At 44.8% G+C, this 12458-nt stretch carries 9 protein-coding genes; 3 read left to right on the top strand and 6 right to left on the bottom strand.

What is annotated here, in order from left to right; translation table 11 throughout:
• The first annotated feature begins 13 nt into the window (after positions 1–13).
• Complete coding sequence (locus V144x_RS05855; RefSeq protein ID WP_144982766.1) at positions 14–529, top strand: sugar porter family MFS transporter; 516 nt, start codon at positions 14–16, stop codon at positions 527–529.
• A 36-nt stretch (positions 530–565) separates the two neighbouring features.
• Here the strand turns inward: V144x_RS05855 and V144x_RS05850 are convergent, their stop codons facing one another.
• The 5 genes from V144x_RS05850 to V144x_RS05830 form a co-directional block, all read right to left on the bottom strand.
• Positions 566–1726 carry a sulfotransferase family protein gene (locus V144x_RS05850; RefSeq protein WP_144982763.1) on the bottom strand — a complete coding sequence of 387 codons (1161 nt, stop codon included), beginning with the start codon at positions 1724–1726 and terminating at the stop codon, positions 566–568.
• 475 nt (positions 1727–2201) lie between these two features.
• On the bottom strand, positions 2202–3734 hold the full coding sequence (xylB, locus tag V144x_RS05845; RefSeq protein WP_144982759.1) for a xylulokinase: 1533 nt from the start codon (positions 3732–3734) through the stop codon (positions 2202–2204).
• A gap of 76 nt (positions 3735–3810) precedes the next feature.
• Complete coding sequence (locus V144x_RS05840; protein ID WP_144982756.1) at positions 3811–4575, bottom strand: 3-keto-disaccharide hydrolase; 765 nt, start codon at positions 4573–4575, stop codon at positions 3811–3813.
• A gap of 113 nt (positions 4576–4688) precedes the next feature.
• Positions 4689–5456, bottom strand: coding sequence for an SDR family oxidoreductase (locus tag V144x_RS05835; RefSeq protein WP_144982753.1), 768 nt, complete (start codon positions 5454–5456; stop codon positions 4689–4691).
• Between the two features lie 201 nt (positions 5457–5657).
• Complete coding sequence (locus V144x_RS05830; protein ID WP_144982750.1) at positions 5658–6632, bottom strand: threonine ammonia-lyase; 975 nt, start codon at positions 6630–6632, stop codon at positions 5658–5660.
• 380 nt (positions 6633–7012) lie between these two features.
• Here V144x_RS05830 and V144x_RS05825 point away from each other — a divergent pair, with 380 nt between their 5' ends.
• Positions 7013–9406 (top strand): PSD1 and planctomycete cytochrome C domain-containing protein, encoded by a 2394-nt coding sequence (locus V144x_RS05825; protein ID WP_144982747.1) that lies wholly within the window; start codon positions 7013–7015, stop codon positions 9404–9406.
• 4 nt (positions 9407–9410) lie between these two features.
• Positions 9411–10859, top strand: coding sequence for a DUF1501 domain-containing protein (locus V144x_RS05820; RefSeq protein WP_144982744.1), 1449 nt, complete (start codon positions 9411–9413; stop codon positions 10857–10859).
• A gap of 101 nt (positions 10860–10960) precedes the next feature.
• On the opposite strand, the gene purB is transcribed toward V144x_RS05820, so the two are convergent.
• Positions 10961–12412, bottom strand: coding sequence for an adenylosuccinate lyase (gene purB, locus V144x_RS05815; protein ID WP_232102729.1), 1452 nt, complete (start codon positions 12410–12412; stop codon positions 10961–10963).
• Positions 12413–12458 lie beyond the last annotated feature (46 nt).

Raw genomic sequence — 12458 nt, 5'->3', positions numbered from 1 at the left:
GAAGATTGACTTGGTGACATTTCAACATTCAAAGGGATTTCCTCCACCACCAATCAAGGATGCAGATATTGTGACAGATACGATCCCGGGCATCATCGTCGGAACGCTTTTGGTTCTCTTTGGAGCAGGGTTAATTCAACTACACCGTACGTCCTGGTTTCACCGTCAACTCGATGCAGACCTCAGTGATGACGATCTCAGTTTTTTCTCAAAACAATACCGCAGACGCATGCAAACTTCAGGTCTGCTGATTCTGATTGGTTTCCTGATCGTAGTGGGGGATGCACCTTACATGCCCTGGAAATCTTACCCGGGCTTGTTTGCAGCGTACTGGGGAGGCATTCTCTTGATTGCGTTCTGGGTCATTCTGTCTGCTATTGGAGATATGAGCGCATCCCGGATCCGGTCTTCCACAATGATTTCTCGAATTCAGGACCAACAGCGCTTACTGGAAAAACAGATTCTGGAACTGAGAGAAAAAAAGCAGCAAACGACTGATAAGAAGTCTCATCCAGAATCAGAGCAATAAGCTGACTCAAGATTGCTGTTTGTGATGCAACACGTGTTAGGAAGCAACGCGTGCTTTCACTAATTGTTCAGAAGGCAGGCGATCATAACCGAACATCTCAAATGCTTTTTGCCAACGCTCGTAAATTTTCTTTTCCTGAGCTGCATCCATTTCGTATTTATTTTTCTTATACGACTTTTGATCTTTCAGATAAGGCTGCATATTTGTTTCTAGATCATCAAAGCCGGAAAGATTCAGATGCTCGTAAACTTTTCTCAATTCTCCCACAGGGTCGGCTTCGAGTTCTTCAAAGCGAACTTCGTGTAATTGACCTTCTGGTACTGTTTTCCGATCGCGATCATAAACATCCAAGTGATTTAGATAAATATTGGCCATATCCTCTTCTAACTTTTGCATGTTGAGAGGAGCAAAGCCATTATCGCCAAACATGGTACGGCGTAAATGTAAAGTTGAGTTATAAACTTTGTAAGGATCCCGATAAATATAAATGAAACGAGCATCGGGAAACATTTTGAGCAGAAATGGTATTCGGAATGTGTGAGTAGGTGACTTCAAGAGAATGTGTTTTTTTATACCTTCCTTGTAGGTCAGTTTCTTCATAAAGTATAAAAATGTTTTTTTCCAAATTGCTTCTTCTTTCGGCGTCAGTTGATCCAACTCATAATAGCGATCATAAACCTCAGGTTGATCACTAAAACCAATCGCCAGATAGGGTGACATCAGGTGGAGTAGCATGATGGAAGTTTCATCTTCCTGAGGTAAATCCCAATTCACCGGCATATTATCCATGGGGCGCTGTTTTGGTAACAAATACTTCAAAACATGTTTAAATACAGGTTCTGTTAACAGAAAATGTGAAGGAAACAGCATTGCTCCCATATTAGGATAAATGAACTGTTGATCCATCGACATAAGATTATGGAGTAGCGTTGTACCACTTCGCCAATGACCGATGATAAATACGGGGGGTTCTAATTCCGTCCGATTGACTTTGCGACTGAAGACCAGATTTTCCAATAAGCCCAGACAGGAGTTGGAAATACTAAACAACCCGGAAGAAATCAAACGAAACAAGCCCGATGGACGAATTGTGGGACGCAGCCTCATTAGCTTGATGAAATTAGTGATTCCAATCCCCGACCAGACACAAAAAGGGCCTTGAGTGGATCCACTATTATTTTGCTTGGGTTTAGTCATCTGATGAGACTGTCCTACTCTTTATCAACACAAGTCAAAGCCCAGCTAATCAAAATCTTGCCTGTCTTCAGATTTTGATAGTCAATGCAAATCGGCTGAAATGGAGAGACTATACTATATTCTTCTTAGACTGTCTTCAGGCAAATCGAAGAGATTCAGGACTAAACTGCTATTTTTCACCACTCTATCCAAATTTGAACTGATCAGGTTCATTGGATCCATAATGAGTTTATTTCGGCATCCTGTGTGTGAGACTTCGAAGAACTCTATCACCATCAACGGGAATGACCAAATACAACAGACGAGACACGTTATAAAGTGTGTCTAAACTCCCCCTAAATTAACTGTTTATTCTCTCTTGTACAATTAACATGTCCAAAAATTGTTTTGAAACGCATTCTTTCAGTCATGAAATACAAGACCAAACAACATTGTACCTTTTACATCAGAGAAACAGGAGCAAGTGAACACTCTTTTAGTCCAACAGTTCTTTGATGTCCTGAAAATCAGCTTTGAGCGATGTGTAGAGCTTACGAAATACAGGATAAGCTTTGTTGTATACTTTTTTCCCTTTAGAATTTACGTTCGTGCTCTCAACGACACGAATGCTGGCTGAGCAGGCTTCAACTACATCCTTAAAAGCACCAGTCCCTGCAGCCGCTAATAACGCGACACCATAGGCTGGACCTTCTTCCGCATTAATTGTCACTACTTTTCGACCATAAATATCTGCCTGTATTTGACGCCAGAATTTGCTCCTGGCCCCACCACCTGAGAGCCGAATCTCTTTCACAGGGATATTCAGCTCTCTGATAATTTCCAGGGAGTCTCGCATGGCATAAGTCGCTCCCTCAATCACGGCACGGCTCAAATGGGGACGCCCATGCCGCAAGCTTAATCCAATCCAGGCAGCACGAGCATCAGGATCTGCATGAGGAGTTCGTTCACCCGTCAGATAAGGTAAGAAAAACAAGCCTTCACTTCCGGCGGGAGCTTCAGCTGCCTGCTCGGTAATGAGTTGATAGGGATCGATCTTTTTTCGTTTGGCGCTAGCCACTTGTTGTTCACAGAGTTGATTTCGATACCATTGCAAACTGCCTCCCGCAGAGAGAACCACCCCCATCACATGCCACTTATTACGCACAGCATGACAGAAAGTATGCACCCGCCCCTCAGGATCAATCTGTACCTCATCACTATGTGCAAACACAACGCCGCTTGTTCCCATGGTCGCTGAGATCACACCTTTTTTCACAATTCCATTACCGACAGCACCGGCGGCCTGATCTCCGCCTCCTCCCACAACTGCGACACCTTTAGAAAGGCCCAACAATCGAGCAGCCTGCTCAGTTAGACGTCCACTGACATCTTCTGATTCATAAACTTCGGGCAACAGCGATTCATCCAATTCCAATTTTCTCAGCAATGGACGGCTCCATTTCCGCTGTTTGACATTCAACAGTAACGTTCCCGAGGCGTCGCTGACCTCGGTCGCGAATTCTCCTGTCAATCGAAATCGGACATAGTCTTTTGGTAATAAAACCTGGACAGTTTTATCAAAGTTTTTCTTTTCGTGATTGCGAAGCCAAAGAATTTTGGGGGCTGTAAAACCTGTCAGAGCCGGATTTGCCACCATGTTGATCAGTTTTTTCCGTCCACCGGCACGCTGTTCGATTTCAGCACATTCCGCAGCGGTCCTCTGATCGTTCCAAAGCAGAGCTGGTCTAATCACTTCATGTTTTTTATTGAGAAAAACACTTCCATGCATCTGTCCGCTTAGTCCAATGCCTTTGACATCGACAGGCTTGATTTTACCTGTTTTCAAAACTTTGCGAACACTTTTGATCGTGGCCTGCCACCAATCTTCCGGATTCTGTTCCGACCAACCGGGGCGAGGACTATAGAGTGGATACTCTACGGTCGCAGAAGAAAGAATTGTACCATCTTCCTGCATTGCCAGTGTTTTTGTTCCACTCGTTCCAATATCCACGCCCAAAAAAACAGCCATGCGATTATCCTCATCCCTCGGTTAGTCAATCAATTACTCAGATCAGCAATATATGTTGTCTTGAATAAGATAGAACTCACTCGGGACAAACACAACCGATGGGGTGAACTTCGGAAATTTCACGTATCCAGATATTACGAAATTTTGTCTTATTTTTGTGAAACTGAAGTCGGATGGGCAGTTTCTCTTCATGAGCAGTATAAAAAGGAGGTTGATGGTAAAAAGTACCACCTTGCAGTTCAGAATGATTTTGCACAACGACGCCATTTTGAATGACTGTAATATATGCGGGCTTTACCAGTTGTCCATATACATCAAACCGGGGTGCGGTAAAGATGATATCGTATGTTTGCCATTCCCCTGGTTTGCGGCAGGCATTGACCATCGGAGGCCACTGTTTATAAATGGCTCCCGCCTGACCATCAAAGTAGGTTTTGTTCTGATAGGAATCGAGGACTTGAACTTCATATTTACCCATCAGGAACACACCACTATTGCCACGCCCCTGACCTTTTCCTTCGATTTTTTCTGGGGTCGCCCATTCTATATGAAGTTGACAGTCACCAAATGATTGCTTGGTTTCAATATCTGTATTTGTGGTAATTGCATAACCGTCCTTGATGATCCATTGATCGCCGTTTTTCCACTGATTCAGGTTTTTTCCATCGAACAAGACGATCGCGTCAGAGGGTGGCTTATTGGGACTTGTCGTCACAATAGCTGGCTCTTTCCAAACTAAACCGTTCTTATATTCTTCCACCAGATTTCCGTAAGTTTGATACGCCATCCCAAGGAAAACAGCAACAGCCAAAAAACGAAATACTCTGCGCATACCTGTCATATCTTGTTCCTTCTCTCTCTATTTTCTGTTCAGTTTTGCATTAAACTAAGAATTAGAATTTCAAGTGATCTACTTGTAAAGAGATCTACTTTGACATCGTGTTGTCTAAGCTTTCAATAATCGAGACTGGCGCCTCCCTCGGCTTCGATTGCCTGGCCTGTGAGAAAGCTCGAATCCTCTGTCGCTAGGAACAGAGCCAGGCGGCCCATTTCTTCGATCGTTCCCATCCTTTTGAAAACCTGAAGATCGGCAACCCGCTTCAACGCATTTTCTGAATCAGGAAGTGTCGCAGCCCAATCACGCATTAGAGGAGTATCGATATTACTGGGGAGAATTGCATTCACTCTTACCCCAGCTTCGCCCAGTTCAATCGCCAATGATTTGGTAAAGCTGACTTGAGCACCTTTAGTTGAACAATAGGCGGTTGAATGGTGTTGTCCTAACACGGCCGTCATCGACGACATATTGATGATAGTCCCTTTTGTTTTACGTAAATATGGCAAGGCATACTTAGCCCCAGCAAACGTACTGAGAAAGTTGACACGCATCAACTCTTCCATTTCCTCGATACTGGTTTCTTCAAGAGACATCGCTGGTGGATGGAACCCTGCATTATTGATAATACAATCCAGTCGGCCAAATTGTTCCACAACCATTTCGATGGCAGATAAAATTTGTTGATGCTCGCCGACATCGCATTGAACGAAGATCGCCTTCCCAGGGCCTTTTTCATTCAATTCGCGCGCTAAATCTTGCCCCGCACCGATACCTCGGGCCAGAATCGCGACCAGACCACCCTCTTCACAAAACACGCGTGAGCAGCCTTCACCAATACCTTTACTGCCGCCAGTGACAATCACAACACGATCTTTGAATCTCATACTTCCCTCAATCGATATGTTTCGCGGGTTCAAATTGGGAATTAACAGTAACCTGTTATTTTTACTAATTCCAATTTGGCATTTACGGTAACAATTACGGAGAGGGAATTCCAATCAAACGTTGAACTGAATTCAGAGACAAGGATTAATTAAGTGAGTTTAATTTTGCCAGACTGAGGCGAAGTTCGAATAAATCATAGATTATTGGAGAGATCCCAAACGTAAAATCTCGGGAAGTTCAGCCAGATTTAGATTACCGCCGCTTAGTATTGCAACGACTTTCTTACCTTGAAATCGTTCTTTGTTTTTGAGAATCGCGGCTAAAGCTGCTGCTCCCGCCCCTTCTACCAGATTGTGTGTCTCTTTGAGTGTATGATAGGCGGCGATTCGCATCTCGTCTTCACTCACCAGCAGAAAGTCATCTACGACCGACTTCATGATTTCCTGAGTCAACTCAGCCGAAGATCGGGTGGCGACTCCTTCTGCCCAGGTTTGAGCGGTTTCAGTTGTTTGTAATGAACCGGCTATAAAGGATAATTGATTTGCAGGTGCGTTCTCAGCTCCTACACCAATGACTTCCGTTTTTGGGTTCAAGTGTTTGGCTACGATCCCAGTACCACAAACACCACTGCCCATACCCACAGGAACTATAATGACATCAGGCGCGTTCAGTTTTTCAAAAATCTCAATCGCCTGAGTTCCTACCCCTGCAATCAGCTTCGGCTCATTCGCTGAATGCACGTAACGACGTTTTCCATCAACTAATACGTGTTCCAGATATTGTTTTGCTTCATCAAAGTCTTCGCCATGTTCAATGATGTCCGCTCCCAGTAATTTGATCGCACGGACTTTATCCGGGTTATTATTTTTCGGAACCACAATCGTACATTTAATTCCAAAGATACGAGCCGCGTATGCTAACGACTGACCATGATTGCCAGTCGAACATCCCATGATTCCTGCTTCACGCTCCGTATCAGAAAGAGTACTTACTAAATTAATCCCTCCTCTGATTTTAAACGCACCCACAGGCTGATGGTTTTCATGTTTTAAATAAAGTTGGGTCTCGGTTAACTGACTTAAGCCTGGCCACTCATAAAGTGGAGTAGGGGACAACACTTGGCGGACGCGGGGAACTGCTTCTTGAATATCCTGAAAAGTTGGTGGCTGCATCATAAACGCCTGCTTATATAAATTAAATTTTAGAAATCAACTCATTTTCAATGACACATTCCGATTTATGAAGTTCGTTAGAAAAATGCCAATTGTCAAGTTATGAAACGCTGAAATTCGGAACCAAACATGGGAACTCATTATTGCGTCATCCCAAATTGACTGGTATTATTAAATTATAGATTGGCAATGATCATACTCAAAAGTCAACTATTATGATTCTACCTGCCGGGCTTTGGGAGTCTGGCTACCGTAAGCTCGTTTGATTACGGATCGGTATCACCAAACCAGTTTTCCACGTGTTTGATGTACCTGGATTTCCAAGCTGTGATCGCTTACCACTCTCGGTGTATCTTCCACGTCTTTGGCTGAGGCGAATTACCATGCATCGGGTAATCATAAGGTCTTTCTGGATCGGACTGACTGTATTTTTTTTGCTTCCCGTTCAAGTTTACTCTGAAGCGAAAGACATCAGCTTCAACCGTGACATTCGGCCCATACTTTCACGAAACTGCTTTCATTGTCATGGACCTGATGCTACGCATCGAGAAGCAGACTTACGTCTGGATATTGAAAGTGGCATCAATGCGAAATCGGGAACTGCTTTTATCATTGAGTCAGGCCAACCCGAGAAAAGTTTGCTCTTCGAACGCATCTCAAGTAATGATCCTGATCTTGTTATGCCTCCCGCTGATTCAGGAAAGTCGTTGAAGCCAGCCGAAATTCAATTGCTCAAACGATGGATCGAAGAAGGAGCTCCCTGGTCGAAGCACTGGGCCTATGTTAATCCACAACCCATTGCGACTCCAAAAGTAAAAAATCAGAAATGGCCCGTGAATAGGATCGACCATTTTATTCTGTCTCGATTAGAAAAACAGAACCTGAAACCAGCGGTTGAAGCAGATAAGATTACTCTGATCCGCCGTCTCAGCTTCGATCTGACTGGGCTGCCTCCCACTCCACAAGAAGTCAAAGAGTTTGTAAATGACCGTAGTGCTAAGGCCTATGAAAAACTTGTCGATCGACTACTGGCATCACCACATTACGGCGAGCGGATGGCCATATATTGGTTAGACCTGGTTCGCTTTGCAGACACAGTGGGATATCACGGCGATCAAGACCATCACATTTCGCCTTACCGTGATTATGTCATCAACGCGTTTAATGACAATATGCCCTTCGATCAATTTACGCGAGAGCAATTAGCGGGGGACTTATTGCCGAATCCGACACTGCAGCAAAAAATTGCTACCGGATATAATCGCGTGCTACAAACCTCACATGAAGGGGGTGTACAACCCAAGGAATACCTGGCTATCTATGCAGCCGACCGCATCCGAAATTTTTCAGGCGTCTGGATGGGAGCAACCATGGGGTGTTGCCAATGCCACGATCATAAGTACGATCCTTACACCATCAAAGATTTTTACTCACAAGTCGCTTTTTTTGCTGACATTGATGAAGCACAACATTTCACAAAAGCGACAAATGCTCTTCCAACAGCAAGAGAACCAGAACTTTTCCTCTATTCTGAGGAAGAACAAAAACAAATTTCTGAACTCGAATCGAAAATAAAAACGCTGAAAAAAACTTTGAAATCAACAAAGCAGGCAAAAGAACAGACGCAGCTCAAGCAAAGATTAGACGCATTACAAAAAATGCGAACGGCAATTGATAAAAAAGCATTGAAAACCATGATTACAGTTTCGATTAAGCCAAGGGACATTCGAATTCTCCCGCGAGGTAATTGGCTGGACGATTCGGGCCCTGTTGTTCAGCCAGCCATTCCCGAGTTTCTAGGTGCCTTGGGTAATGGAGAGAAACGTCTGACTCGCCTGGATCTCGCCAACTGGTTATCAGACAAGAATGGTTATGGATTATTGATGGCACGTGTGTTTGCGAATCGCTTTTGGTATCTCTTCTTTGGGAATGGTATTGCACCCGTTCTCGATGATTTTGGGGGGCAGGGAGGACCACCGCATTATCCGGAACTCCTTGATCAATTGGCACTGAAATTTTTCAATGACAACTGGAACGTCAAACAAATGGTCAAGTTTATTGTGATGAGTAAAGCGTATCGCCAATCTTCACTTGAGTCACCAGAGCAACGAAAGCTTGACCCATACAATCAACTGGTTAATCGTCAGGCACGTTTCCGGTTGCCTGCAGAAATGGTGCGAGATAATGCTTTAGCTGTCAGCGGCCTGTTGATTACCAAAATTGGTGGCCCAAGTGTGAAACCGTACCAGCCTGCCGGCTATTATCGTCACTTGAATTTTCCGAAACGAAAGTATGTATCACATTCTGATGAACGACAATGGCGTCGTGGCTTATATGTGCACTGGCAACGACAGTTCCTCCACCCTATGTTAAAGGCCTTTGATGCCCCAAGCCGTGAAGAATGTACGGCTCAGCGTCCCCGATCGAATACCCCTATTGCAGCAATCACGCTTCTGAACGACCCGACTTTCATCGAAGCCGCACGAAAATTCGCAGAAGAGGTTCTACAAAACGGAGGAACATCCGACACAGAAAAAGTCAAATATGCGTTCTCGAAAGCGACATCTCGTTCCCCGGAAGAAATAGAATCTAAAGCTCTTTTGGCGCTGTTGAATTTAAATCGCAAGACATATCTATCAAAACCCGAAGATGCGGTATCACTGACACAATCTGGTTTAGCAAAAACAAAACAAGGTCTTGATAACATTGAGTTGGCATCATGGACGGAGGTCACTCGTGCGTTATTAAATCTGAATGAAGTGGTGACGAGGAATTAAAGTGATGATTAATTGGAATCAAATTCAAACTGGCTTGAATCGTCGAACGTTTCTTACCAATTCGGGAGTAGGACTGGGAGCGGCCGCACTGGGCTCTTTGCTAACGAACGAAAAAAGTGCTGTTGCGCAATCAGTAGCAAAACCATCTATAGTGAGAGGGTTACCGGGCTTACCACATTTTGCTCCCAAAGCAAAACGAGTCATATTTCTCTGCATGGCAGGTGGGCCTACTCATCTTGAAACGTTTGACTATAAACCAAAATTGGCTGAAATGGATGGAAAACCATTCCCTGAAAGTTACACCAAAGGTCAACCGATTGCGCAGTTGCAGGGCAAAGCCCTGAAATGCCAGGGGCCATTGACTAAGTTCCATAAGTACGGTCAGAACGGACAGGAAATCAGCGATTTTCTGCCTTGGACTGCAAAAATCGCCGACGACATCTGCATCATCCGTTCGATGGTCACCGAGCAGATCAATCATGATCCCGCGCATACTTTTATGAATACAGGCACTGCCATCAGTGGGCGGCCTTCAATGGGATCTTGGATCACATATGGATTAGGTAGCGAAACGGAAGAGCTGCCTGGTTTTGTCGTACTCACCAGTGTAGGTGGGCGAAACCCTCAACCAATCGCGTCACGGCAATGGGGCACGGGGTTTCTTCCCAGCCGTTATCAGGGAGTTCAATTCAATTCAACCGGTGATCCGGTGAATTATTTAAACAACCCTGCAGGTGTGAATGCACGGCAACAAAAAGAACTGATTGAAACAGTTCAAAAGCTGGACCGATTCCGCAATCAGCGTGTCGCTAATCCGGAAATAGAAACACGTATCGCCGCCTATGAAATGGCATTCAAAATGCAAACCTCTGTTCCCGAACTCATGGACCTTTCAGGAGAATCGAAACAGACATTGGAAATGTATGGTGCCGAACCAGGATCTGGAAGCTATGCCACTAATTGCCTGCTGGCGAGACGTCTGGCAGAACGAGGATCTCGATTTATTCATCTTTACCATCGCGGTTGGGACCATCACGGTGACCTAGTGAAATACATGAATACCTGCTGCGGTTTAACTGATCAACCAACCTGGGCTTTAATCAATGATCTGAAGCAACGAGGGATGCTAGAGGAAACACTGGTGATTTGGGGAGGGGAATTTGGCAGAACTCCCATGTTCCAGGGAAAAGGAGGTGCAGGTCGCGATCACCACATTAAAGGTTTTTCCATGTGGATGGCCGGAGGAGGGATAAAAGGTGGAATTACTTATGGTGCAACCGATGAACTTGGGTATAATTCCGTAGAAAACATTGTCAACGTTCGTGATCTACATGCAACTATGCTACACCTGCTCGGAATTAATCATCAACAATTCAGTGTGGAATTTCAAGGATTGGATACTAAACTCACAGGTGTTGAAGAGGCACATGTCATTAAAAATATTCTGACGTAGTAGCATGGCACTATACAGTCCCTGAAGTGGATGCCCCGATGGTCTTGATCATCGGGGCATCTTCATTTTGAGTCAGCCACCAAAGTCAAATCGATGCGATGCTATACTTTTAGATCTTCTGTACTCTGATTCAGATTGCTTTGATAGCGCTGCCTGACTGGTTCGATGATTTCGGCAATGAATGCATCCACTTGTTCCGGTGCACGCCCGATATACTTTCGAGCGTCGAGCGCACTATTCAAATCACAGTCTTTGAAAGCGGGATCTTTTTGCAGGCGTTCGATCAAATCATTCTGTCCACCATTCACTTTCACTTCTGCACCAGCAGCCTGGCTATGAACCCGAATGAGTTCATGCAATTCCTGACGATCACCGCCTGCCGCAACACCGGCCATCAGAAATTCTTCCGTCGCCATGAATGGGAGCTCTTCATTGAGATGTTTCTCAATCACTTTGGGATAAACAACCATCCCATCGACAATATTCCGATACAAAATTAATACAGCATCGATGGCTAGAAACGACTGAGGTAGAGACAGTCGCCGATTGGCACTGTCATCCAACGTTCGTTCCATCCATTGAGTCGCAGCCGTATCTTCTGCGTTCGCGGTCAAGCTGATTGCAAACCGTGCCAGCGAACACATGCGTTCGGACCGCATCGGATTTCGCTTATAAGCCATAGCTGAGGAACCGATTTGTTTTTTCTCAAATGGCTCTTCCAGTTCTTTCCGGTTCTGCAGAATTCGAATGTCGTTACCTGCTTTATGTGCTGACTGACCAATGCCACTCAACGTAGACAAAACCTGAGCATCCACTTTGCGAGAATAGGTTTGACCGGTCACTGCATAGCGATCACTGAAACCCATTTTTTCCGTCACGCGTCGATCCAGCTCATCTACTTTTGCATGATCGCCTTTAAAAAGCTGGAGGAAGGTCGCCTGTGTTCCCGTGGTTCCCTTCACACCTCGAAATCGTAGTTTTTCCAGACGATATTCGATTTCTTCCAGGTCGAGGATCAGATCATAACACCAGAGAGTCGCTCTTTTTCCGATCGTCGTCGGTTGAGCCGGTTGTAAATGAGTGAATCCCAGACAGGGTAAATCACGATTCTCTTTAGCAAAACTAGCCAGATGATCGATCACAGAAATAAGCCTGGCTCGCACACACTCAAGACTTTCGCGAATCATAACTAGTTCGCTGTTGTCAGTTACAAAACAACTGGTGGCACCGAGATGAATGATGGCCATCGAATCAGGACAACGGTCACCGTAAGTGTGCACATGAGCCATCACATCGTGTCGCAGTTCTTTTTCGTACTTAGCGGCCAGCTTGAAATCAATATCGTCGACAGCTTCTTTTAACGATTGAACCTGTTCCGCTGAAATCCCGAGCCCCATTTCGTGCTGTGACTCGGCAAGTGCGACCCATAATCTGCGCCAGGTGGAATGTTTTTTTTGAGCCGACCAAATCTGGCTCATTTCCTGGGACGCATACCGAGTAATCAACGGATTCTCATAAATTAAATGACTCAATTTCTTCTCTTTCTTCAACACGGAGGAGTTTCCTCAAACTCCGTTATGGTAAATCAAAAATCCCTCT

It is taken from the genome of Gimesia aquarii, assembly GCF_007748195.1.
Lineage (GTDB): Bacteria > Planctomycetota > Planctomycetia > Planctomycetales > Planctomycetaceae > Gimesia > Gimesia aquarii.
This window is presented reverse-complemented; position numbering and strand designations above follow the sequence as displayed.